General features: G+C 67.2%; 23 protein-coding genes and 1 pseudogene. 10 read left to right on the plus strand and 14 right to left on the minus strand.

Features of this window, described 5'->3' with window-relative positions; genetic code table 11:
- Positions 1-49 precede the first annotated feature (49 nt).
- Entirely contained in the window at positions 50-1,018 is a 969-nt protein-coding gene (locus RD110_RS06150; protein WP_076197671.1) for an ABC transporter ATP-binding protein, read from the plus strand.
- A complete protein-coding gene (locus RD110_RS06155; RefSeq protein WP_239467187.1) occupies positions 1,015-2,016 on the plus strand; it encodes an ABC transporter ATP-binding protein in 1,002 nt (333 codons plus the stop codon). Before RD110_RS06150 ends, RD110_RS06155 begins: the two co-directional genes overlap by 4 nt.
- 93 nt (positions 2,017-2,109) lie before the next feature.
- Here RD110_RS06155 and RD110_RS06160 read toward each other — a convergent pair whose 3' ends face one another.
- Both RD110_RS06160 and zwf read right to left on the minus strand, forming a co-directional pair.
- Positions 2,110-2,958: a MurR/RpiR family transcriptional regulator gene (locus RD110_RS06160; protein WP_076197673.1), complete on the minus strand. Its 849-nt coding sequence runs from the start codon at positions 2,956-2,958 to the stop codon at positions 2,110-2,112.
- A gap of 102 nt (positions 2,959-3,060) precedes the next feature.
- Positions 3,061-4,539 (minus strand): glucose-6-phosphate dehydrogenase, encoded by a 1,479-nt coding sequence (gene zwf, locus RD110_RS06165; protein WP_076197675.1) that lies wholly within the window; start codon positions 4,537-4,539, stop codon positions 3,061-3,063.
- Between the two features lie 339 nt (positions 4,540-4,878).
- Between zwf and tal the strand changes: the two genes are divergently transcribed.
- Both tal and pgi read left to right on the plus strand, forming a co-directional pair.
- Positions 4,879-5,826, plus strand: a complete 948-nt coding sequence (gene tal, locus RD110_RS06170) for a transaldolase (RefSeq protein ID WP_076197677.1) — start codon at positions 4,879-4,881, stop codon at positions 5,824-5,826.
- A 1-nt stretch (position 5,827) separates the two neighbouring features.
- Positions 5,828-7,417: a glucose-6-phosphate isomerase gene (pgi, locus tag RD110_RS06175; protein WP_076197679.1), complete on the plus strand. Its 1,590-nt coding sequence runs from the start codon at positions 5,828-5,830 to the stop codon at positions 7,415-7,417.
- 12 nt (positions 7,418-7,429) lie between these two features.
- Here the strand turns inward: pgi and RD110_RS06180 are convergent, their stop codons facing one another.
- From RD110_RS06180 to RD110_RS06195, 4 genes are read right to left on the minus strand one after another with little or no spacing between them, the layout of a single operon-like run.
- Positions 7,430-9,112: a ClcB-like voltage-gated chloride channel protein gene (locus RD110_RS06180; RefSeq protein WP_239467262.1), complete on the minus strand. Its 1,683-nt coding sequence runs from the start codon at positions 9,110-9,112 to the stop codon at positions 7,430-7,432.
- 47 nt (positions 9,113-9,159) lie between these two features.
- Positions 9,160-9,573 carry a DUF6691 family protein gene (locus RD110_RS28495; protein WP_076197683.1) on the minus strand — a complete coding sequence of 138 codons (414 nt, stop codon included), beginning with the start codon at positions 9,571-9,573 and terminating at the stop codon, positions 9,160-9,162.
- 11 nt (positions 9,574-9,584) lie between these two features.
- On the minus strand, positions 9,585-10,019 hold the full coding sequence (locus RD110_RS06190; protein WP_076204470.1) for a YeeE/YedE family protein: 435 nt from the start codon (positions 10,017-10,019) through the stop codon (positions 9,585-9,587).
- Positions 10,019-10,345 (minus strand): ArsR/SmtB family transcription factor, encoded by a 327-nt coding sequence (locus RD110_RS06195; RefSeq protein WP_076197685.1) that lies wholly within the window; start codon positions 10,343-10,345, stop codon positions 10,019-10,021. Before RD110_RS06195 ends, RD110_RS06190 begins: the two co-directional genes overlap by 1 nt.
- A gap of 84 nt (positions 10,346-10,429) precedes the next feature.
- On the opposite strand from RD110_RS06195, the gene RD110_RS06200 reads away from it, so the two are divergent.
- Positions 10,430-11,323 (plus strand): MBL fold metallo-hydrolase, encoded by an 894-nt coding sequence (locus RD110_RS06200; RefSeq protein ID WP_076197687.1) that lies wholly within the window; start codon positions 10,430-10,432, stop codon positions 11,321-11,323.
- Between the two features lie 18 nt (positions 11,324-11,341).
- Here RD110_RS06200 and msrA read toward each other — a convergent pair whose 3' ends face one another.
- The 5 genes and pseudogenes from msrA to RD110_RS06225 all read right to left on the minus strand — a co-directional run bounded on the left by msrA (position 11,342) and on the right by RD110_RS06225 (position 15,219).
- Complete coding sequence (gene msrA, locus RD110_RS06205) at positions 11,342-12,088, minus strand: peptide-methionine (S)-S-oxide reductase MsrA (protein WP_083686119.1); 747 nt, start codon at positions 12,086-12,088, stop codon at positions 11,342-11,344.
- 20 nt (positions 12,089-12,108) lie between these two features.
- A pseudogene (locus tag RD110_RS06210) lies at positions 12,109-13,368 on the minus strand (cytochrome c biogenesis protein DipZ); the annotation flags it as partial.
- A gap of 28 nt (positions 13,369-13,396) precedes the next feature.
- Entirely contained in the window at positions 13,397-13,696 is a 300-nt protein-coding gene (locus RD110_RS06215; RefSeq protein ID WP_076197691.1) for a pentapeptide MXKDX repeat protein, read from the minus strand.
- An 87-nt stretch (positions 13,697-13,783) separates the two neighbouring features.
- On the minus strand, positions 13,784-14,575 hold the full coding sequence (locus tag RD110_RS06220) for a molybdopterin-dependent oxidoreductase (RefSeq protein WP_076197693.1): 792 nt from the start codon (positions 14,573-14,575) through the stop codon (positions 13,784-13,786).
- Entirely contained in the window at positions 14,572-15,219 is a 648-nt protein-coding gene (locus tag RD110_RS06225) for a cytochrome b/b6 domain-containing protein (RefSeq protein WP_076204476.1), read from the minus strand. The genes RD110_RS06220 and RD110_RS06225 overlap by 4 nt, the downstream gene beginning before the upstream one ends.
- Positions 15,220-15,316: 97 nt before the next feature.
- Here RD110_RS06225 and RD110_RS06230 point away from each other — a divergent pair, with 97 nt between their 5' ends.
- Positions 15,317-16,036 carry a response regulator transcription factor gene (locus RD110_RS06230; protein ID WP_076197695.1) on the plus strand — a complete coding sequence of 240 codons (720 nt, stop codon included), beginning with the start codon at positions 15,317-15,319 and terminating at the stop codon, positions 16,034-16,036.
- The gene (locus RD110_RS06235; protein WP_076197697.1) at positions 16,033-17,493 is read left to right on the plus strand and encodes a sensor histidine kinase; all 1,461 of its coding nucleotides are present in this window, start codon (positions 16,033-16,035) and stop codon (positions 17,491-17,493) included. The genes RD110_RS06230 and RD110_RS06235 overlap by 4 nt, the downstream gene beginning before the upstream one ends.
- A gap of 1 nt (position 17,494) precedes the next feature.
- Here RD110_RS06235 and RD110_RS06240 read toward each other — a convergent pair whose 3' ends face one another.
- Complete coding sequence (locus RD110_RS06240) at positions 17,495-18,433, minus strand: LysR family transcriptional regulator (protein ID WP_076197699.1); 939 nt, start codon at positions 18,431-18,433, stop codon at positions 17,495-17,497.
- 122 nt (positions 18,434-18,555) lie between these two features.
- Here RD110_RS06240 and RD110_RS06245 point away from each other — a divergent pair, with 122 nt between their 5' ends.
- Genes RD110_RS06245 through RD110_RS06255 form a run of 3 tightly spaced genes read left to right on the plus strand, consistent with a single transcriptional unit; the run spans position 18,556 to position 21,201 of the window.
- Positions 18,556-19,488 carry a dihydrodipicolinate synthase family protein gene (locus RD110_RS06245; protein WP_076197701.1) on the plus strand — a complete coding sequence of 311 codons (933 nt, stop codon included), beginning with the start codon at positions 18,556-18,558 and terminating at the stop codon, positions 19,486-19,488.
- 23 nt (positions 19,489-19,511) lie between these two features.
- The gene (locus RD110_RS06250) at positions 19,512-20,504 is read left to right on the plus strand and encodes a Bug family tripartite tricarboxylate transporter substrate binding protein (RefSeq protein ID WP_204250031.1); all 993 of its coding nucleotides are present in this window, start codon (positions 19,512-19,514) and stop codon (positions 20,502-20,504) included.
- Positions 20,494-21,201 (plus strand): SDR family NAD(P)-dependent oxidoreductase, encoded by a 708-nt coding sequence (locus RD110_RS06255; protein ID WP_076197703.1) that lies wholly within the window; start codon positions 20,494-20,496, stop codon positions 21,199-21,201. Before RD110_RS06250 ends, RD110_RS06255 begins: the two co-directional genes overlap by 11 nt.
- 2 nt (positions 21,202-21,203) lie before the next feature.
- Here the strand turns inward: RD110_RS06255 and RD110_RS06260 are convergent, their stop codons facing one another.
- Together RD110_RS06260 and RD110_RS06265 are read right to left on the minus strand one after the other, a co-directional pair.
- Positions 21,204-22,220, minus strand: coding sequence for a 4-hydroxythreonine-4-phosphate dehydrogenase PdxA (locus tag RD110_RS06260; RefSeq protein ID WP_076197705.1), 1,017 nt, complete (start codon positions 22,218-22,220; stop codon positions 21,204-21,206).
- Between the two features lie 180 nt (positions 22,221-22,400).
- Entirely contained in the window at positions 22,401-23,381 is a 981-nt protein-coding gene (locus RD110_RS06265; RefSeq protein WP_076197707.1) for a Bug family tripartite tricarboxylate transporter substrate binding protein, read from the minus strand.
- Between the last annotated feature and the right edge of the window lie 103 nt (positions 23,382-23,484).

A 23,484-nucleotide genomic window follows, 5' to 3' on the forward strand; every position in this document is an offset into this window, starting at 1 on the left:
GATGGGATGTGCGCCAGAGGTCGATTTGACTCAAGAATATAGGCCTACGATGTCTTTGTTGGAAGTTCAAAACCTGGTGGTGGAATTCCCCGGCCGGCGCGGCACGGTGCGGGCTCTCGACCATATTTCCTTCGACATCGCGCCCGGTGAAATCCTCGGCGTGGTGGGCGAGTCGGGCGCGGGCAAGTCGCTCACGGGCGCGGCCATCATCGGCCTGCTCGAGCCGCCCGGGCGCATCGCCGGCGGGCAGATCCTGCTCGAAGGCCAGCGCATCGACACGCTCGGGGAAGAGGCGATGCGCCACATCCGCGGCCGGCGCATCGGCGCCATCTTCCAGGACCCCTTGACTTCGCTGAACCCGCTCTACAGCGTGGGCCGGCAACTCATCGAAACCATCCAGGCGCACCTGCCGGTGGGCCAGGCCGAGGCGCGCCAGCGCGCCGTCCAGTTGCTGAAGGACACCGGCATTCCCGCGGCCGAGCAGCGCCTCGACCACTACCCGCACCAGTTTTCCGGCGGCATGCGCCAGCGTGTGGTGATCGCCCTGGCGCTGGCGGCGGAACCCAAGCTCATCGTGGCCGACGAGCCCACCACCGCGCTCGACGTGTCGATCCAGGCGCAGATCATCATGCTCCTGAAGAACATCTGCCGCGATCGCGGCGCGGCTGTGATGCTGATCACCCACGACATGGGGGTGATTGCCGAAACCTGCGACCGCGTGGCCGTGATGTACGCCGGCCGCATCGCCGAGATCGGCCCGGTGCACGAGGTCATCAACCACCCGGCCCATCCCTACACGGCCGGCCTGATGGCGGCGATTCCCGACATTGCGCAGGACCGCGACATCCTCTACCAGATCGATGGCGCCATGCCGCGGCCCGGCGCCATCCCGGCCGGCTGCGCCTTCCATCCCCGCTGCCCGCGTGCCTTCGACCGTTGCAAGGCCGAGCGCCCCGAACTGTTGCGCGCTGGCGCCACGCGGGCGGCCTGCTGGCTGCATGCGGGGGTGGTTGCGTGAACCACACTCCACTGGTGCAGGCGAACGACCTGGCCAAGACCTTCGACGTCTCGCCGCCGTGGCTCAACCGCGTGCTCGAACGCAAGCCGCGCCAACTGCTGCGCGCCGTGGACGGCGTGAGTTTCCAGATCGAAAAGGGCAAGACGCTGGCCCTGGTCGGCGAGTCAGGCTGCGGCAAGAGCACCGTGGCACGTCTGCTCGTCGGCCTGTACGAGCCGACGCGCGGCAACCTGGTTTTCGATGGGCAGGACGCGCATGCCGTGTTCAAGACCGCTGGCGGCAACGCACTGCGCAAACGCATCCAGATGATCTTCCAGGACCCGTACGCCAGCCTGAACCCACGCTGGACGGTGGAGGCCATCGTCGGCGAGCCGTTGACGGAGCACGGCCTGATCGTCGAGGCCACGGCGCTGAAGCAGCGTGTCGGGGAATTGCTGGAATCGGTGGGCCTGCGCGCGCAGGACATGGCCAAGTACCCGCACCAGTTCTCCGGCGGCCAGCGCCAGCGCATCTCGATCGCGCGCGCCCTGGCCACCGAGCCCGAATTCCTGGTCTGCGACGAGCCCACGTCCGCGCTCGACGTGAGCGTGCAGGCCCAGGTGCTCAACATCATGAAGGAATTGCAGCGAAAGCGCGGGCTCACTTATCTGTTCATCTCGCACAACCTGGCCGTGGTGCGCCACGTCAGCGACCAGGTGGGCGTGATGTACCTCGGCCGGCTGGTCGAACTTGCTGACAAACACACACTTTTCGCGGCACCGCGCCATCCCTACACGCGTATGCTGCTGGATGCGATTCCGAAGATGCACGACACCGGCCGCGCCCGCACGCCGGTGCAGGGCGAGGTGCCGAATCCGCTCGATCCGCCCGCGGGCTGCGCGTTCCATCCCCGCTGTCCGCACGCCAACGACCGTTGCCGCGCCGAGCGGCCGGCGCTGCTCGACGTCGTCGGCGTGAAGATCGCCTGCCATGCGGTGGAGGAGGGGCGATTGCGTTGAGAATTCCGCTCCCGCTCCGACGCGCTTTCGGTGGACCCTTCGACAAGCGCGGAGCGGACGGTGTTGGCCGGTGCGCCCGAGGCAGTGCGACCCTTACGTGTACCGCTTGCTGCGCAGATTGTTCTTCATCTCCTGCAGCTTGGGCTGCAGATGCGTGCCGCCGATGCGCAGCGCCACACTCGTGGCCAGGATGTCGATGATCAGCAGGTGCAGCAGGCGTGACACCATCGGACTGTATTTGTCGTAACCCTCGGGGTGGTTCGCCGCCAGGTGGATGTGGCCGGCGGAGGCCAGGGGCGAGCCGCTGGCGGTGATGACGATGGTGGTGGCGCCGTTCTTGCGGGCGATGTCGCAGGCGTCCATCAGGTCGCGCGTGCGGCCCGAATTGGAGATCACCACCACGCAGTCGCCCGCGCCGAGCATGGAGGCGCTCATCACCTGCATGTGGCCGTCGCTGTAGGCGATGGTGTTCACACCCAGGCGGAAGAACTTGTGCTGCGCATCCAGCGCCACGATGCCCGAGTTGCCCGCGCCGTAGAACTCCACCCGGCGCCGGTTCTCCACCGTGGCGGCCAGCGTCTCGGCGGCTTTCTCCAGCGCCGAGGTGCTGGCCTCGTTGCGGTACTTGAGGAAAGCGGCGACGGTGTTGTCGATCACCTTGACCATCACGTCGCTGGTCTTGTCGTCCACGTCCACGCTGCGGTGGATGAAGGGCACGCCCTCGCTCACGCTGCCCGCGAGCTTGAGCTTGAAGTCGGAGAGCCCGTCGTAGCCCATGCTGCGGCAAAAGCGCACCACGGTGGGCTTGCTCACATGGGCGCGGTCCGACAGTTCGCTGACCGGCAGGTTGGCGAAGGCACGCGGGTCGGCGAGGACGAGTTTTCCCACGCGCTGCTCGGCGGGCGCCAGCGAAGACAGCGAGGCTTTGATGCGATCAAGCATAAGGCCGGGAAGGATGTTTTGCAGCACGGCCGCCCGAAGGCAAAACGCGCCCCCTCGGGGGGCAGCGAGGACACGCCAGTGCCGAGCATGGGGGTGCGGTGATCACGCCTCTTCGCCCCACCAGAAGCCGTCCCTGGCGATCATGGCGCTGCTGGCGCTTGGCCCCCAGGTGCCGGCCGCGTACGGCCGCGGGCCGTTGTTGTCGTGCTCCCAGTGGCTGATGATCGGTTCGACCCAGCGCCAGGCCTCTTCCTGCTCGTCGCTGCGCACGAACAGGTTGAGCCGGCCGTCGATCACGTCGAGCAGCAGGCGCTCGTAGGCGCCCACGCGCTCGGAGCCGAAGCGTTTGTCGAAGTCGAGGTCGAGCTGCACGGAGGTGAGCGGCAGCATGCCGCCGCGCACGCCGGACTTGGTGCTCACGCGCTGGTCCTGGGCCTGCGCCAGCAGGTGCAGTTCGAGCCCGTCCTTCGGCTGCAGGTTGATGACCAGCTTGTTCGCCATGCCGGCCTGTGTGCGGAAGATCGCATGCGGCGTGGGGCGGAAGTTCACCTCGATCCGGGCGTCGCGCGAGGCCAGGCGCTTGCCGGTGCGGATGTAGATCGGCACGCCGGCCCAGCGCCAGTTCTCGATCTCGGTGCGCAGCGCGACGAAGGTTTCGGTGTTGCTGCCCGGGTCCACCCCCGGCTCGCTCCGGTAGCCCGGGACGCGCTCGCCGTAGGCCGTGCCCGCGGTGTACTGCCCGCGCACCGCGTGCAGCCCCAGCGTCTCGGGCGTCCAGCGCGCCAGCGACCGCAGGACCTTGAGTTTTTCGTCGCGGATCGCGTCGGCATGGGCGTTGATCGGCGGCTCCATGCCGATGGCGCACACCAGTTGCAGGGCGTGGTTCTGCACCATGTCGCGCAAGGCGCCGGTCTGGTCGTAGAAGGCGCCGCGCTTTTCGACGCCCAGGTCTTCGGCGATGGTGATCTGGATGTTGGCGATGTGCTCCCGGCGCCAGATCGGCTCGAACAGCGCATTGCCGAAACGCATGGCGAAGAGGTTCTGCACCGAAGGCTTACCCAGGTAGTGGTCGATGCGGAACACCTGGTTTTCGTGCAGCACCTTGCCCACGGCCTCGTTGATGGCGCGGTTCGAGGCCAGGTCGTGACCCAGCGGCTTTTCAAGCACGATGCGGGTGTTGGGGCCGTTCAGCCCGGCCGCAGCGATCTGCTCCACGGTCTGCGTGAACAGGGCCGGCGCGGTGGCCACGTACATCACCACGGTGTCGGCGTTGCGCGAATTCAGCATCTCGGCCAGCCGCGCGTAGTCGCCGGGCTTGGAGAGATCGAGCCGCAGGTAATGCAGCATCGAGGCAAAGTTCTTGAACTCTTCTTCCGAAGGCCGCTTGGCGCCTTCCACCGTCTTGAAGCGCGAGGCGATGAGCTCGCGGTACTGCACGTGGGAAAGGTCGTCGCGCGCCACGCCGATGATGCGCCCGCCCTCGGGCAGGGTGCCGTGGCGGAAGGCCTGGAACAACGCGGGCATCAGCTTTCGCCAGGCCAGATCGCCCGTGCCGCCAAAAAGTACTAGATCAAAGCTCATGGTTCGTGAAGATTAGTCTGTGCGGCACTGTAACTTAATTCCATGTTTTTTCAAGCATGTGACGCGGGTTGGTCTTTGGAAATCCACTCGGCGTTTTCCCCGATACGGGCTATCTGGCGCCGTTTCGCCGTTTCAAGAAGTAATCAAATTACCCCGACCGGGGCCTCCTGCCGACCGGCACTCGGTTGGCGCGCATTTCGTAACCACAAAGATCCATGCGCCTACAGGGGCTTCCGGATTTGTTTGTAACATGTATGCGTCGCCCCGCGGCAACATGCCGCGGCCGTGCCGTTGCCAGCGAAGTCCCCGCGCTTTTCCGGGGCCAGACCGAAACATGCCATGAACCAACTCGACGCGCTCAAGCAGTACACCACCGTGGTGGCCGACACCGGCAACTTCAAGCAGTTGGCCGACTACAAGCCCACCGACGCCACCACCAACCCGTCCCTGATCCTCAAGGCCGTGCAGAGCGACGACTACAAGCCCCTGCTCGACGAGACGGTGAAGAAATTCAAGGGCAAGCCGCTGGACGAGGTGATGGACCGCCTGCTGGTGCGCTTCGGTGCCGAAATCCTGTCGATCGTGCCCGGCCGCGTCTCCACCGAGGTCGACGCCCGGCTGAGCTTCGACACCGAGGCCACGGTGGCGCGCGGCGAGCGGCTCATCGCGCTGTACAAGGCCGAAGGCATCGCCGCCAGCCGCATCCTGATCAAGGTGGCTTCCACCTGGGAGGGCATCCGCGCGGCCGAGCGGCTGCAGCAAAAGGGCATCAACACCAACCTCACGCTGCTGTTCTCCTTCGCGCAGGCCGTGGCCTGCGGCGAGGCCAAGGTCCAGCTCATCTCGCCCTTCGTCGGCCGCATCTACGACTGGTACAAGAAGACCGCCGGCGCCAAGTGGGTGGAAGCCGAGCATGCCGGCGCCAACGACCCGGGCGTGAAGTCGGTCACCGAGATCTACAACTACTACAAGCACTTCGGCATCCCGACCGAAGTCATGGGTGCGAGCTTTCGCAACGTGGGCCAGATCACCGCCCTGGCCGGTTGCGACCTGCTGACCATCAGCCCCGACCTGCTGAAGACCCTGGCCGAAACCGATGCGCCGCTGAGCGCCGTGCTCGACGCCAAGGCTGCCAAGGCGGCCAAGCTCGAGAAGATGAGTTATGACGAGGCCGGCTTCCGCTTCGCGCTGAACGAGGACGCGATGGCCACCGAGAAGCTGGCCGAAGGCATTCGCGCCTTCGCCGCCGATGCCGTCAAGCTCGACAAACTCCTGCAGGGAGTCTGAGATGGCGCTGCATCTTGAACGTGTGCGTTGTGATGCCGCGCCCGCCTGGGTCGAACTCAAGGACCTGTATGCCGAAGGCGCCTCGGCCTTCGACCTGCGCAAGGCCTTCGCCACCGACCCGCAGCGCTTCCAGTCGTTCAGCCAGCAGGCGCCGCACGTCTTCGCCGACCTGTCGAAGAACCTGATCGACGAGGCCACGCAAGGCCTGTTGCTCGAACTCGCCGAACAGACCGGCCTGGCCCAGCACCGCGACGCCATGTTCGCCGGCGAGAAGATCAACACCACCGAGCAGCGTGCGGTGATGCACTGGTTGTTGCGATATCCGCAAGAAAAAAGGCCTGTAGCGCAGGTGGAATCTGCGCGAGATGCTCTTAAAAACGTAGCGAACGAGTTGGCCGAGGTGCACACCACGCTCGACGCCATGCTGGCCTATGCCGAGAAGCTGCGCGCCGACGCCGCCATCACCGACGTGGTCAACATCGGTATCGGTGGCTCCGACCTCGGCCCGCAGATGGCCGTGCTCGCACTCGACAGCTTCGTCACGCCGGGCAAGCGCTTCCACTTCATCTCGAACGTGGACGGCCACGAACTCGCGGCGCTGCTGCCCAGGCTCAAGCCAGAGAGCACGCTGTTCCTCATCGCCTCCAAGACCTTCACCACGGCCGAGACGATGACCAACGCGCGCTCGGCCAAGGCCTGGTTCGAGGCCGGCGGGGGCAAGGACATCGCGCGCCACTTCGCCGCGCTCACCACCAACGTCGAAGCGGCCAAGGCCTTCGGCATCGCCACCACCTTCGGTTTCTGGGACTGGGTCGGCGGCCGCTATTCGATGTGGTCGGCCATCGGCCTGCCGATCGCCATCGCCATCGGCGCACAGGGCTTTCGCGAATTCCTGGCCGGCGCGCACGCCATGGATGAACATTTCCGCACCGCGCCGCTGGCCGAGAACCTGCCGGTGCGCCTTGGCTTGCTCGATGTCTGGTACCGGAACTTCCACGGCTTCACGAGCCGCAGCATCGCGCCGTACCACAGTGCGCTGCGCCGCCTGCCTGCCTACCTGCAGCAGCTCGAGATGGAAAGCAACGGCAAACAGGTCGACCTGGCCGGGCGGCCGCTGCCCTACGGCACTTCGCCCGTGCTCTGGGGCGAGCCCGGCACGAACGGGCAGCACGCGTACTTTCAGATGCTGCACCAGGGCACGGACGTGGTGCCGGTCGAATTCGTCGCGGTGAAGAAGGCCCGCCACACGCTGCCCGGCCACCACCCGGCGCTCTTGGCCAACGTGCTGGCGCAGGCGCAGGCCTTGATGGTCGGCAAGGCCGATGCGGGCGGCCACCGCAACTTCCCCGGCAACCGGCCGAGCACCTTCCTCGTGCTGGAAGAACTCACGCCGGAGAGCTTCGGCGCCCTCATCGCGCTGCAGGAACACCGCGTGTTCGTCAGCGGCGCCGTGTGGTGCATCAACAGCTTCGACCAGTGGGGCGTGGAGCTCGGCAAGGTGCTGGCCAAGGACATCGAACCGCGGTTGAAGTCAGGTGATGTGGCCGGACTGGACGGGTCGACCGCAGGGTTGTTGGCGCGGCTGAGCTGAAAACGCCGGAGCCTATTCGCTGAGCCGCACGTAGGTGGCCAGCAGCCGGCTCTTGGCCACCACGCCCAGCAGCACCGGCCGCGCCGTGCTTTCGATCACCGGCAGGCGCTCGCCGCGGTGTTCCATGAAGCGCTGCAGCGCCTCGCCCAGGTTCATGTCGGCGGCGATGGGCGAAATGTCCTGCGACACCAGGTCGGCCGCATGTTTGGTCGCAAGGTCGGGCGCGTCGGTGGCGGCGGTCAGGGCCTTGAGCGGCACGACGCCGAGGTACAGCCCCGCCGCATCCACCACGTACAGGTACTTCACCGGGTATTGCAGGAACAGCCTGCCCATCTCGGCCAGGTCGGCGCCGGGCTGCACCACGGTCTGCGCCGGCTCCACGAGGTCGCGCATGTGCAGCGTGCGCAGCCTCAGGCGCTCGTCCTGCTGTTCGCGGCGGCGCAGGGTGATCTCGTACATCGAACCCGCGTTGGCCGAGCGCGCCACGAAGTAGGCCACCACGCTGGCGGCCATGAGTGGCAGCATCACCTGGTAGCTCAGCGTCATCTCGAAGATCATCAGGATGGCCATCAGCGGTGCCTGGGTACTTGCCGCGAGGAAGGCGCCCATGCCGACGATGGCATAGGCGAAAGGCTGGGCCCCGGCCGCGGGAAACAGCGCCTGCGCGGCCGTGCCGAACAGCGCGCCGATCAGGCAGCCGAAGAACAGCGAAGGCGTGAACACGCCGCCCACCGCGCCGGAGCCCACGGTGGCGAAGGTGCTCACCAGCTTGGCGCCCAGCACGGCCAGCACCAGGCCCCACGGCCAGGGCGAATGCAGCACGCTGTTGACCACGCTGTAGCCGTTGCCCCAGACCTCGGGCATGGGCACCGAGATGAGGCCGACGACCAGGCCGCCGAGCGCCAGCCGCCAGGGCAGGGCGATCGGCAGGCTGGTGAAGGCCTTGCGGCTGGCGGCCAGGCCACGCAGGAACAGCGCGGCCGCGAAACCGAGCAGCACGCCGAGCAGCGCGAACAGCAGCACCTCGAAGCCGGCTACGTCGGGGAACGGCGGCATCGCGTAGACCGGCTGGTAGCCGGGCAAGGCCCGCATCACGATGTTGGCCACCACCGCGGCCACGATGATCGGCCCGACGCTTTCCATGGCGATCGAGCCGAGCACGATCTCGGCCACGAAGAAGGCGCCGGCGATCGGTGCGTTGTAGGCCGCGGTCAGCCCCGCGGCCGCGCCGCAGCCGACCAGCAGGCGCAGCCGTTCGCCAGGGAACTTGAAGGCGCGGCCGAGCAGCGAAGTGCACAGCGCGGCCAGCTGCACCATCGAGCCTTCGCGGCCGATCGAGCCGCCGCTGGCCACGCTGGCCAGGGAGGACGCGCTGCGCGCCAGCGTCTGGGCCACCGGAATGCGGCCGTCGCCGAGCACGATGGCTTCCATGTAGTCGGAGGTCGCCTTCTGCACCGTCGCGCGCTGGGCGAGCAGCAGCAGCCCGCCGGCGATCAGTCCGCCGCAGGCCGGCGTCACGATGCGTGCCCAGGGCGGCAGGCTGCGCGCCAGCGCCACCATGCCGTTGCCCTCGCCGAGCAGGCCGGCATCGACGAGGCGCAACGCCAGCCGGAACAGTTCGGTGGCCAGCGCGCCGAGCACACCGGCCACGATGGCCCAGAGCAGCGTGAGTTGCCATTCGGCGATGCGGAACATCCGGCGCAAGGCCGTGCGGGCGGCCAGCAGCCAGGTGGCGGGGCTTTTCAAGGGCGCGCCTCGAGCAGGTTGAAGATGCCCATGCCCGCCACCATGGCCAGCACGAACACCAGCGCCTTCGCCTCGGCCATGCCCAACGCCACCAGGGCAGGCGCAGGGCAGAAGCCGGCCAGGCCCCAGCCCGCACCGAACAGCAGGCTGCCCGTCACCAGCCGCCGGTCGATGCCGCGGGCCGTGGGCAGGTGCATCGGCGTGCCGAGCAGCGACCGTTGGCGTCGCGCCGCCAGCCGGAAGGCCGGGAAGGCCACGCCCACGGCTCCTGCCATGACCAGCGCCAGCGATGGATCCCATCGCCCGGCCAGATCGAGGAAGTCCAGCACCTTGGCCGGGTTGGCCATGCCGGAGACGATGAGCCCGAGGCCGAAAATCAAACCCGCCAACAAGGCGCTGAAAATGGACATGCGATCTCCCCTCAGCTGCCGAGCAGATGCCGCAGCACAAAGACCGTGAGGAAGCCCGTGCCCATGAAACACAGCGTGGCCACCATCGAGCGTGGCGACAGGCGGGCGATACCGCACACGCCATGGCCGCTGGTGCAGCCCGCGCCGTAGCGCGTGCCGATGCCCACCAGAAGACCTGCCGCGACCAGGCCCGCGAAGCCGGCGTCGATCTGCAGGACCGGCATGGTCGCCACCAGGCCGTAGACCCAGGGCGCGGCCACCAGCCCGAGCAGGAAGGCCGCGCGCCAACCCGCATCGCCCATGGCGGGCCGCAGCAGGCCGCCGAGGATGCCGCTGATGCCGGCGATGCGCCCGTTGAACAGCGCGAACACGCCGGCCGCCACACCGATCAGCGCGCCACCGGCCAGGGCGGACCACGGGGTGAAATGCATCCAGTCGATGGCCATCATCGGTCTCCTTCGGGGCAGTAGAGGCGGTACAGCACCGCCAGGATGTCCAGCGCCGCCGGATCGGCCACGCGGTAGTAGATGTTCTTGCCGTCGCGGCGCGTGTCGACCAGGCCTTCGGCGCGCAATACGCCCAGCTGCTGGGACAGGCTGGGCTGGTGCAGGTCCAGCAGCTCCTCGAGCTCGCCGACGCTGCGCTCGCCCTGCGCCAGTTGGCACAGCAACAGCAGGCGCGATTCGTGGGCCAGGGCCTTGAGCGTGGAAACCGCCTGGCCCGCGGCTTCCCGCAGCCGGACAGGGTCGATCGGGGCGGCGCGTTTTCTCATTTTTTTCTCAGGGTACCGAAGGGTGTGTTGATTTAATTATACAAATTAATATAATGTAAATCAACAGATTGAAAGGCACCCACCATGTCCGCCCGAATGCACATCGAGGCCTTTTTCGACGGGCCCACGGGCACCGTCAGTTATGTCGTATCGGACGCAGTGGCCCGGCGTGCGGCCATCATCGACCCGGTGCTCGACTACGACGCCAAGTCCGGGTGCACCGGCACGGCCTCCATCGATCGCCTGCTTGCCTACATCGCAGCGCAATCGCTGGTGGTGGACTGGATTCTGGAAACCCACGCCCATGCCGATCACCTGTCGGCCGCGCCCTACCTGAAGGCCAAGGTGGGTGGACGGCTGGCCATCGGGCGCCACATCCTCGGCGTGCAGGCCACCTTCAAGAAGCTGTTCAACCTCGAGTCGTCGTTCGTGCCCGACGGCCGGCAGTTCGACCATCTGTTCGAGGAAGGCGAGCATTTCCGGATCGGCGGGCTCGACGCCCAGGCCATCGCCGTGCCGGGGCACACGTCGGCCGACGTGGCCTATGGCGTCGGTGACGCGGTGTTCGTGGGCGACACCTTGTTCATGCCCGACGTGGGCACGGCGCGTGCTGACTTTCCCGGTGGCGACGCGGCCATGCTGTACCGGTCGATCCACCGGCTGCTGGCGCTGCCCGAAGCCACGCGCCTCTTCGTCTGCCACGACTATCCGCCGGCAGGGCGCGCGCCGGCCTGGCAGACCACGGTGGCGGCCCAGCGGGCCGGCAACATCCACGTGCACGAGGGCGTGTCGGAAGCCGCGTTCGTGGCCATGCGCAATGCCCGCGACGCCGGACTCGAATTGCCGACGCTGATCATCCCCGCGATCCAGGTGAACGTGCGGGCGGGACAACTCCCCCCGGCCGAGGACGACGGTGTGCGCTACCTGAAGATTCCGATCAACGTGCTCGGCGGCGCCGCGGCGAAACCACCCGGCTGATCGTCGCGCCGTGGTCGTTCAGGCGCCGGCGCCGACCAGCACGGGTTGCGCCCGGAAACGGTCCGCGAACACGCGCTGCAGGTTTTCCACCTTGGGCTTGTCGTTGATCACGATGTACGGGTGCGAGGGGTGCCGCACGAGGAAGTCCTGGTGGTAGGCCTCGGCCGCGTAGAACTTCGCGCCGGGCTCCACCGTGGTGGCGATCTTCGCGCCGAACACGCGGGCCTTGTCGAGCTGCGCGATGTAGTTCTTCGCCACACGCATCTGCTCGGCATTGGCCGGGAAGATGGTCGAGCGGTACTGCGTGCCGCTGTCCGGGCCCTGGCGGTTCAGCTGGGTCGGGTCGTGCGCCACGGAAAAGTAGATCTGCAGCAGCTGGCCGTAGCTGATCTCCGCCGGGTCGTAGCTGATCTGCACGGCTTCTGCATGGCCGGTGCGGCCGCTGCCGACCTGCTCGTAGCTCGCCGTGGCCGCCGCGCCGCCCGCGTAACCGGAGACCGCATTGCGCACGCCTTTGACATGCTGGAACACGGCTTGCACGCCCCAGAAGCAGCCACCGGCGAACACCGCCGTGGTGGTGGTGGCGCCACCGGCGGCCAAGTCTTCGGCCGGCGTCGGGATGACGACTGCGGACTCGCCGGCGAAGGCGGGCAGCACGCGCCAGGCGACGATACCTGCGGCCACGGCGTAGAAGCCGCCGAGCCAGCCGCGGCGCGACACGGCGGCGGCGTTCACGGTACGGGTGGTTTGAGTGGTGCTTTTCATGAGGTCGTGTTCTCCTTGTGGGCTTCCTCCAGCAATTGCCGGATCACCTGTTCCGATTTCTCGTATTCGCCCTCACCGAAGTGGTGAAAACGGATGTTGCCCTTGGCGTCGATGAAGTAGTGGGCCGGCCAGTACTGGTTGTTGAACGCGCGCCAGACCGCAAAGTTGTTGTCCACCGCCACCGGGAACTGCACGCCGAGGTCGCGGACGGCGCGTTTCACGTTGGCGAGGTTCTTCTCGAACGCAAACTCCGGTGCATGCACGCCGATCACCACCAGGCCCTGGTCCTTGTACTTGCGGTGCCATTCGCGCACGTAGGGTAACGCGTTGCGGCAATTGATGCAGCCGAAGGTCCAGAAGTCGACCAGCACGACCTTGCCGTGCAGCTGCTCGGCCGTCAGGGGCGGGGAGTTGAGCCACTCGACCACGCCGTCCAGCGGCTGCATCCGGCCTTCGACCGGCAGCACCAGGCGCGACGCGGCGGGCGGCTGCGGCATCGCGACCGTCATGAAGCCGGCGCGCTCGGGTGCCGCGGGGACGGCGGGTTTGAAGCGATCGAACAAGGCCTTTTCCAGCCGGATCGCGCCACCGCTGGACATCTCGGCCAGGGCGCCGGTATCCAATCCCAGCGCAATCGCGCCGACGCCGGCCAGCACCGCGGCGCCGATGCCCTTGCGCACCCATTCTCCGTGGCCAGAGAAGCGTTTCACGCGCGCCAGCAGGCGGCCGCCGCCGATCAGCGCCAGCGCCAGCGAACTCAGCGCGCCGGCCGCGTAGGCGAGCAGCAGCAGCGAGGTGTGCAGGCTCGGACCCTGGATGGCCGCGGCGGTCAGGATCAGGCCGAGGATCGGGCCGGCGCAGGGTGTCCACAGCAACCCCGTGGCCAGGCCGAGCACGAAAGAGCCTGCGGCCGGGCCGCGGGGCGAGGATGCGCCGTTCGATGCACCATCCGACCCGTTTGCCAGGCGTGAACCGAGCGCCACGAAGGGACCCGCGAGTGTTTGCGCCAGCCGCGGCAGCAGCAGGCTCAGGCCCGCCACGGCCAGCAGCGCCATGGCGATGAAGCGGCCGTATTCATTGGCTTCGACCGCCCAATGCCCGGCCACCGCGCCGAGGGTGGCCACGCCGGTGAAGGCCAGCGCCATGCCGGCCAGCAGCGGCAAGCCGCTCTGCGTGAAAGGCTGGTCGGCCCTGGCGAAGACGAACGGCAGCACCGGCAGGATGCAGGGCGCCAGGATGGTCAGCGCCCCGCCCAGGTACGACAAGATGAAGGCCATCATGGTGATCGGGTCCTCTGGCTTGAAGGGTTTACTTCTTCATCTCGTCCTTCTTCATCATGTCGTCCTTCTTCATGGCGTCCTTGGCCATGCTGTCCTTCTTCATCGCATCCTTCTTCATCCCGTCCTTGGCCATGCCGTCCTTGGCCATGCCGTCTTTCGCCATGGCGTCCTTGCCCATGGCATCCTTGGCCATCGCGTCCTTGCCCATGGCGTCCTTGGCCATCGCGTCCTTGCCCATGGCGTCCTTCTTCATTTCTTCAGCGGCGAAGGCCGAGACCGAGCCGATGGCGAGCATGGCGGCGAGCAGGGTGGTGGAGAGCTTGTTCATAGAGGTTCCTTTGGAGTGGTTCAAAAAATCGGCGCGGTCCGGCATGGACACGGCCTTGCGTTTCGGCAGGGTTGAATCGGCTTCGATTCAACTCCCGCCAAACCAGTTGTAGCCCTGGTCTTCCCAGTAGCCGCCGGTGTAGGTGTTGGTGACGAAGATCGCCTGGATGTGCTTCGGGTTCTTGTAGCCGAGCTTGGTCGGCATGCGCAGCTTCATTGGAAAGCCGTATTTGGGCGGCAGCGGCTGGCCGTCGTAGGTCAGCGCCAGCAGGGTCTGCGCATGCAGTGCCGTGGCCATGTCGATGCTGGTGTAGTAGTCGTCGGCACACTTGAAGCCGACGTATTTCGCCGTGGTGTCGGCCCCCACGCGGTGCAGGAAATCGGCGAAGCGCACGCCGCCCCATTTCCCGATGGCGCTCCAGCCTTCCACGCAGATGTGGCGTGTGATCTGGTCCTGCTGCGGCATGGCGCGCAACTCGGGCAGGGCCCAGCGCCGCTTGTCGGCGACCATGCCGGTGACTTCCAGCCGGTAGCCGGCTTCATCCACGACATGCACCTCGTCCTCGCCGTAGTAGGCGTTGAACGGGAACGGCCGCGTGATCTCGGCATCGGTATAGGTCGGCGCCATGCGATTCGGATCGAACAGCCAGCCCTGCGCGGCGTCGTTGAAGCGCGAGATGCGCGTGAGCGCGGCTTCCACGCCGGCGTTGTCGCTGATGCTGCAGCCGGTGAGCAGCGACAGGCCGCCGAGCGTGAGGGAGCGCTGCAGGAAGGCGCGGCGCGCGGGTTGTTCGATGCGGCGCACGATCAGCTTCTTTGCTTCGTGCAGCGCGGCGCCGGAGTCGATGCCGCTCAGGATGCGGGGCACTTGGATCTTCATACGGACTTCACTTTCTGGGCGCTGAGCATGCTCAGCAGGGTGCGTGGCACCAGGGCCACCATCACGAGGTGCACGGCGACGAAGGCCACCAGCAGCGCCATGGCGACGAAGTGGATGCGGCGTGCGAATTCGTAGCCGCCGAGCAGCTCGCGCAGCAGGCCGAACTGCACCGACTTCCACAGCACCAGCCCCGACAGCACCAGCAGCACGATGTCGAGCATCACGAACAGGTAGGCGAAGCGCTGCACCTGGTTGTAGTGGCGCGGATCGGCATGCGAGAGCTTGCCGCGCAGCGCGGCGAGGGCGTCGTGCCAGAGGCCGGCGGGCGACACCGGAAGGAACTTGGCGAACAAGCGGCCGCTGAAGAGGTTGCTGCACAGGTAGACCAGGCCATTGGCAGCTAGCAGCCACATCGCCGCGAAGTGCCACTGCAGCGCGCCGCCGAGCCAGCCGCCGAGCGTGAGGGTGGCGGGGATGTTGAACGGGAAGAACGGCGCGGCGTTGTAGATGCGCCAGCCGCTGGCCACCAGCACCAGCACGGCCAGCGCGTTGAGCCAATGGGTGAGCCGTACCCATAGCGGCTGAATCGGCTTGCCATCCGCTAGCGGGCGGTGGCCATGGGTGGGTGTGGTGGTGGTGTCCATGGCTGCATTGTTGAAGCCGTGCGCTCGCCGTTTCATCACGGAAAGTTCAATTAATCGTGATAACTCTCCAGGGAGGAACGGCCGATAATTCCACCGGATGGACAACCCCAAACGCGTACTCATCGTCGAAGACGACGCCCACATCGCCGAGCTGCTGCGCCTGCACCTGCAGGACGAGGGTTATGCCGTGGTGCATGCGGCCGACGGCCATGCGGGCGTGCGCGAGCTCGAGCGTGGCGCCTGGGACGCGCTGGTGCTGGACCTGATGCTGCCCGGCGTGGACGGTCTGGAGATCTGCCGCCGCGCCCGCGCCATGACGCGCTACACGCCGATCATCATCATCAGCGCGCGTTCGAGCGAGGTGCACCGCATCCTCGGCCTCGAGCTCGGCGCCGACGACTACCTGGCCAAGCCGTTCTCGGTGCTGGAACTGGTGGCGCGCGTGCGTGCCTTGCTGCGGCGCACCGAGGCCATGGCACGCAACGCCCGCATGGAATCGGGCCGGCTCGATTTCGGCAAACTCAGCATCGATCCGCTGCCGCGCGAAGTGAGCATGGACGGCAAACCGATCGAGCTCACGCCGCGCGAATTCGACCTGCTGTATTTCTTCGCGCGCCACCCGGGCCGGGTGTTCTCGCGGCTGGACCTGCTGAACCAGGTCTGGGGTTACCAGCACGACGGCTACGAGCACACGGTCAACACCCACATCAACCGCCTGCGCATGAAGATCGAGGACGACCCGGCTGCGCCGAGCCGCATCCTCACCGTCTGGGGGCGGGGCTACAAGCTCGCCGTGCCCGAAGAAGGTGCGGCATGAGAAAGCTGTCGCTCTCGACGCGCCTGTCGCTGGTGTTCGCGGCGCTGCTGCTGGCTTGCTGCGGCGTGTCGGCATGGCTGCAGCTGCGCGCCAGCGAACGCCACGAACAGGAGGTGACGCAGCGCCTGTCGCTCGGGCTGGCGGCGCATATCGCCAGCAGCTCGACGCTGATGGCGCAAGGCAGGCTCAACGAGCCCGCGGTGAAGGATCTGTTCGACAAACTCATGGCCGTGAACCCGAGCGTCGAGGTCTATCTGCTGTCCGCCGATGGCCGCATCCGGGCCCAGGCCGCGCCCGAGGGGCATGTGAAGCGCGAACGCGTGGACCTCGGCCCGGTGCGGCGCCTGCTGGCCGGCGCGCCGCTGCCGATCCTCGGCGACGACCCGCGGGGCGACGGTACACGCAAGGTGTTCAGCGCCGCGCCGATCACCGAGGCGGGCCGTGAGGTCGGCTTCGTCTACGTGGTGCTGTTCGGCGAGGACCGCACCGCGCTGGCGGCCCGTCTGGCGGCCGATGGCGTGCTGCGCACCACGCTGTGGTCGATGCTGCTGGTGGCGCTGCTCGGCCTGCTTGCGGGGCTGGCCGCGTTTTATCTCATCACCCGGCCGTTGCGCGAGCTCACGGTGGCGGTGCGCCGTTTCGAAGCCGACGGCGTGGCCGCACTGGACAGCGCGGCCCCGCTGCTCGCGCATGCCAGCCGCGGCGGCGGCGAGATTGCCCTGCTGGGCCAAGCCTTCGCCCGCATGACCGAGCGCATCGCCGCGCAGTGGCGTGAACTCACCGCGCAGGACCAGCAGCGGCGCGAGCTGTTCGCCAACATCTCGCACGACCTGCGCACGCCGCTCACCTCGCTGCACGGCTACCTGGAAACGCTGCTGCTCAAGGCCGATACCCTGGAGGCAGCCGAGCGCCGGCGCTACCTGGAGATCGCGCTCGGCCAGAGCCGCAAGGTCGGCCGGCTGGCGCAGGAGTTGTTCGAGCTGGCGCGGCTCGAATACGGCGTGGTCAAGCCCGAGAAGGAAAGTTTTGCCGTGCCCGACCTGGTGCAGGACGTGTTCCAGAAGTTCGAGCTCGCTGCCGAGACGCGGCACCAGCGCCTGGTGGCCGACATGGCGCCGGGCCTGCCGGCCGTCACGGCCGACCTCGGCATGATCGAACGGGTGTTGACCAACCTGCTCGACAACGCCATCCGCCACACGCCCGAAGGTGGCGAGATCGTGGTGCAGCTGCGGCCCGAGCAACAGGCGGTGCGCATCGAGATCAGTGACACCGGCCCGGGCATCTCCGGCGAGCAGCGCCAGGCCTTGTTCACCCGGCCGGTGTTCTCGAGCCGGCCCGATGCGCGCAGCGGCGGCCTGGGTCTGATGATCGTGCACCGCATCCTGCAGCTGCACGGCAGCGACATCCAGCTGTTGCCGCGCGAAAAAGGCGCGGTGTTTTCCTTCGTGCTGAGCTGATCTATCCGGCTGCGTTGCCGGCCACGCGCCACAGGGCCTCGGCCATCGCCGTCTGGGCCGCCTTGGCGCGAAACAGATGGATTTCCACCGGCAGTTGCCAGCCGGCATCGTCCTCGGGCGTGGCCATGACCAGGCGGCCGTCGGCGAGTTCGGCGCTGACCAGGCTCAGCGGCAGCCAGCCCAGGCCGCGGCCGCCCAGGGCGAGGTTCTTCAGCAGCCCGGTGTGGTGCGACGTGACCACGGGCTTGAAGCGCGCCGGGTCGAACACCTGGGCCATGCGCACCCGCATGATCTGCCCGAGCCAGGATTCATCGCTGTAGGCCAGCATCGGCAGCGGGGTGTGATCGCCATGAATGGCATGCTGGGCCTTGCCTTCGGCGTCGGGCGCGGACACGGGAACCAGCCGATCCGCACCGATGCAGGTGAATTCGAAATCGGGCGCGAGCAGCCGCGTTGCGACCGACGCATGGCCGTAACACAGAAAAAACTGCACCCGGCGCTGCAGCATGAGTTCTTCGCAGACCTTGAAGCTGTCGGACACCATGTGGATCGGCCCGAGCTGCGTGGTTAGTTGCTGCTCGATCTGCTGCAGCCAGCCCGGAAAGAACGCCAGCGACAGCACATGCGTGGCGGCAAAGCGCAGGCTGCGACCGGCTTGCTCGTGCGCTTCGTGGGCCCGGGCGTGCGCCTGCGAAAGCCGCAGCACCACATCGCGCGCCACGTCCATGATGATTTCGCCTGCCGGTGTGGCCGAGGCCGGGTGCTGGGAACGGTCGATGAGTTCGACGCCGGCCCATTCCTCGAGCGAGCGGATGTGGCGGCTGAAAGCCGGCTGGGCGATGTTGCGCGCCTGCGCCGCGCGCGAGAAGTTGCCGGTCTCGGTCAGGGCCAGAAAGTCCTCCAGCCATTCGAGGTCCAGCGGTCGGTTAACGGGGCCCATGGTGCAGCGTGCTCGGCTTGTCTCGCGGAAGGTTCGAATAGTTCTATGCGATTCGGGTATTGGACCGGCGGGGGCCCGGCCCGGATGATCCGTGCATTCCAAACCCCTCAGGAGACCTGAACATGCCGACCATCGCCAATTATCGCGGGATTATTCCCGCCATCGCCTGCCCCTTCACCGCCGAGGGCGCGATCGACGAAACCTCGCTGCGCCGTCTGGCGTCCTGGCTCGCCAGCCACAAGGGCGTGGTTGCCATCATGACCAACGGCCATACCGGCGAGGTGTTCTCGCTCACGCCGCTCGAGCGTGCCGAGGTCACGCGCATCGTGGCCGACGAGCTCAAGGGCCGGCTGCCGGTGATTTCGTCCATCGTCTGCGAAGGCCTGGCCGACGCGGCCGACCATGCCCGCCTGGCCAAGGAGGCCGGTGCCGCCGCGCTCGACGTGATGCCGCCGCACCATTGGCTGCGCTTCGGCTTCCATGCCGACCATGCGCTCACCTACTTCGACAACATCTGGAAGGCCTCGCGCCTGGACCTGGTGTGCCATGTGTATCCGGCCTACAGCAAGGCTTCGTACTCGTCGGCACTGCTGGCCGACCTGGCGCGACTGCCCTACGTGCAGGCTTTCAAGGTCGGCCAGCGCGAGATGAGCAAGTACGCCCGCGACCTCAAGGCCATCCGCGATGCGGACGCCAGCAAGGCCATCCTCACCTGCCACGACGAATACCTGCTGGCCTCGATGGTGCAGGGCGTGGACGGTGCGCTGGTGGGCTTCGCGAGCTTCATCCCGCAGCTCATCATCGACCTGTTCGCCGCCGTGCAGAAGGGCGACCTGCATGAGGCCATGCGCATCCAGGGCATCATCACGCCGCTGAAGGAAGCGGTGTACGGTGCCGGCGAGCCCACCGGCGAAGCCCATGCGCGCATGAAGACAGCCATGAAGTGCGCCGGCGTGATCGCCAACGACTTCGTGCGTGCGCCGACCCATCGGCCGTCCGCGGCCGAAGAAGCCGAGATCCAGCGCGCCGTGAGCGCCGCGGGCCTGGCCCGCTGAATGCCCCGGAGGAGACAAATACCATGCAAAAAATCACCAACCGCCGCTCATCCCTGCAACGCGTCCTGGGGCTGGCTGCCGCCGTGGCCGCTTTGTGCTCGCCGCTGCACAGCGCATGGGCACAGGCCTATCCGAACAAGCCGGTGAAGTTCATCATCCCGTTCCCGCCCGGCGGCACGCTGGACACCGTGGGCCGCCAACTGGCGCAGAAGCTCAGCGAGCAGACCGGGCAGAACTTCATCGTCGAGAACCGCGCGGGCGGTAACGGGACCATCGGTGCCGACGTGGTGGCCCGCTCGCCGGCCGACGGCTACACGCTGCTGTTCAACGCGTCCACCTTCGTCACCGCGCCGATGACGATGAAATCCGTGCCCTACGGCATCGTGAAGGATTTCACCCCGGTGGCGCTGGTGGCCAAGGCGCCGTTGTCGGTGGCCGTCAACAAGAACCTGCCGATCACCGACATCAAATCGATGATCAGCTATGCCAAGGCCAATCCGGGCAAGATGACCTTCGCCGTGGGCTCGATCGGCTCGGCCGGCCACCTGTCGACCGAACTGCTCAAGCGTGCCGGGCACCTGGACTACCTGATCGTGCCGTACAAGGGCACGGCACCGGCGTTCCAGGACCTGATTGGCGGCCAGATCGACGGCTTCATCGATCCCATCCTCGGCTCGCTGCAGTACCACAAGGCCGGCATGCTGCGCGTGATCGCCGTCACCTCGGCCAGCCGCGCGCCGAACCTGCCCGATGTGCCGACCGTCGGCGAAACCGTGCCCGGCTACGAGTTCTACAGCTGGTATGGTCTGTGGGGCCCGGCGAAGTTGCCGGCCGATGTCACCGCGAAGCTCAATGCCGAGGTGAACAAGGCGCTGGCCACCGACATGAAGGACAAGCTGCAGGAACAAGGGCTGCTGTTGACGCCGGGCAGCACGGCGGACTTCGCCAAGTTCCAGCAGGACGATATGAACCGATCGCAAAAGATCATCACCGAAGGCAACATCCGTGTGGACTGATGCATCCTCGCGGCCGCAGGTGGTGGTGACTGGCAGCAGTGCCGGCATCGGCCGCGCCATCGCCGAGGCGCTGCTGGCCGCCGGCTGGCGCGTGACGGGCCTGGACATTGCCGACCCTTCGATCGAACACGCTGGCTTTCATCACCTGTCGGTGAACCTGGGCCATGGCGAGGACATCGCGCGCGTGGGGCCGCAACTGCTGGCGGCCGAGGCCCTGGTGCATGCGGCCGGCGTGCTGCGCGTCGGCCCGCTGGGGGCGCTCGACCATGCGGGCGGCGAGTTGATGTGGCGGCTGCATGTGGATGCCGCCACGCGGCTCGCCGATGCCGTCGTTCCGGCCATGGCGGCGCGTGGGCACGGCCGCGTGGTGTTCATCGGCAGCCGGGTCGCGCAAGGCATGCCGGGGCGCGGGCAGTATGCGGCCACCAAGGCCGCGCTGCTGGCCCTGGCCCGCAGCTGGGCGGCGGAGGTGGCCGCGCAGGGCGTGACGGTCAACGTCGTGTCGCCCGCCGCCACGCAGACGGCCATGCTGAATGATCCGGCCCGCGCCGGCAGCGCGCCGCGGCTGCCACCCATCGGCCGGCTGATCCAGCCCGGGGAGATCGCCGCGCTGGTGGCTTACCTGCTGTCGCCGCAGGCGGCGGCCATCACCGGGCAGGACATCGCCATCTGCGGCGGCTCGTCGTTGCCGAAATAGCGCTAAACCGCTGCCGTCTTGCGCGCATCGGCCATGCGCACGCACAGGTTGAAGGCTTCCTGCAGCCCTTCGATCTGCGCGATGCCCTTGCCGGCGATATCGAAGGCGCTGCCGCTGGCCGAAGTGGCCACGGGCACGGGCAGGCCGCCGTGCAGCGTCACGCCACCTTCGAAACCCATGAGTTTCATCGCGATCTGGCCCTGGTCGTGGTACATCGACACCACCGCGTCCACGTCGCCGCGGCGCGCGCCGATGAACACCGTGTCGGGCGAGAACGGGCCGCGTGCGTCGAAACCTTCGGCCTGCAATTGCCGCACGGCCGGTTCGATGACCTCGATCTCCTCCAAACCAATCGAGCCGCCGTCGCCCGCATGTGGGTTCAAGCCCGAAACGGCGATGCGTGGCTTGGCCACGCCGGCCTGGCGCAGCGCGCCGTCGATGATCTTCACCGCATCGCTCACGCCTTTGCCGGTGATGAGCCGTGCCACGTCCTTGATCGGCACGTGGGACGTCACACGGGACGTCCACAGGCCCTTGGTGATGTTGAATTCACACACGAAGCCGTTCACGTCGAAGCGTTCCTGCATGTAGCGCAGCTCGTCTTCCTGCGTCAAGCCGCCCAGGCGCAGCGAGTGTTTGTTCAGCGGCGCGAACAGCAGCGCATCGACGAGCTTTTGCTTGACGGCCACGGTGGCCAGCTCCAGCGCCTGGAACGAGGCCCGGCCCGACGCGAGGTTGGAGGTGCCGATGAACAGTTTCTCGCCGGCAAACGTGTCCTGCAGCAGCACCGTCGGGCGGCCGGGCTCGAAGCGCACTTCGGCCAGATCGTGCACCACCAGCGCGTCGAGAGTGTGCCCGGCAATCTGCTGGCCGCTGGCCAGGGCCTGCGGGTCGGCGATCAGCAGGATGTCGGCCGCCGCGAGGTTGGCCGGCCGCGCCAGCAGCTTGATGGCCATTTCGGGGCCGACGCCGCTCGGGTCGCCGAGCAGCAGGCAGAGTCTGGAACGTGCGGAAGTCATAAAGCAAGCCTTTGAAAAATTGATGGTTTAACTCGTCGCAAAGAGGCCACTGTCTTTCCCAGAACAACCGCGGAGCTGGCTCTGCCAGGCCGCTGGTTGTGCCCCCTGCAAGCCTGTCCTGAGCTTGTCGAAGCGGGGGGTGGGCGCGACACGCCAGTGCGCAACCTGGGGGTGTGCCAATCACTCAGCTTTGATCGCCGCCTCTTTCACGAGGCGGCCGTAGTGTTCGTATTCGCTGCGGTTCATCTCGCTGAACTGCTCGATCGTCATCGGCGTGATCTCGCCGCCCAGGCCCTTGATGCGGGCCTGCACGTCGGGCATCTTCAACGCGGCCAGCAGCTCGGCATTGAGCCGGTCGGCCATGGGGCGAGGCGTGCCGCCGGTGGCGAACAGGCCGTACCAGGTCGACACGTCGGCGCCGGTGATGCCCTGCTCGGCGAGCGTGGGCACGTCGGGCAGTTCGGCCGCGCGGCGTGGTGAGGTGACGGCCAGCGCGCGGAACTTGCCGGCCTTGATCTGGCCCATGGCGGACGAGGTGCTGTCGAACATCATGTCGACCTCGCCGCTGATGATGTCAATGTGCGCCTGGGAACTGCCTTTGTAGGGAATGTGGATGGACTTCGTGCCCGTCACCAGGCCGAAGGCCTCGCCACCGATGTGCTGCGTGCTGCCGATGCCCGACGATGCGTATTTGAAGCCGCCCGGCTTGGCCGCCATGGCCGCGAGCAGGTCTTTCACGTTCCGGTACGGCGCGTTGGCCGAGACGACGAGCACGTTGGGCATCACGGCCACCAGGCCGATCGGCTGCAGGTCTTTCAGCGAGTCGTACTTGAGCTTGAGCAGGTGCGGCGCGATCGCCTGGCCGGTGTTGGTGGCCAGCAGCAGGGTGCTGCCGTCGGGCTGGGCGCGGGCCGTGAGTTCGGCGGCGATGGTGTTGGAGGCGCCGGGCCGGTTCTCCACGACCACGGCCTGCTTGAGCACCGGGCCGAACTTGTCGGCCAGCACGCGCGCCAGGATGTCGGTGCCGCCGCCGGGCGAGGCGCCCACCATGATGCGCACGGATTTGTCGGGGCTGGACTGGGCGCAGACGAGGCTCGGCAGGGCCAGCAGCGCGGTAGCCGTCAGGGCGGTGGGCAGGAGCAAGCGCAGGAAGCGTTTCATGGGGTGGGTCTCCGGTATCGTTTTTGGAATCAGCGAAGCCGAGACTACGGGTCTTTGCCATTCATTTCCAATCGCATTTCCTGAAGAATCCATATACAAAAGG

Source organism: Rhodoferax koreense, from assembly GCF_001955695.1.
GTDB lineage: Bacteria > Pseudomonadota > Gammaproteobacteria > Burkholderiales > Burkholderiaceae_C > Rhodoferax_B > Rhodoferax_B koreensis.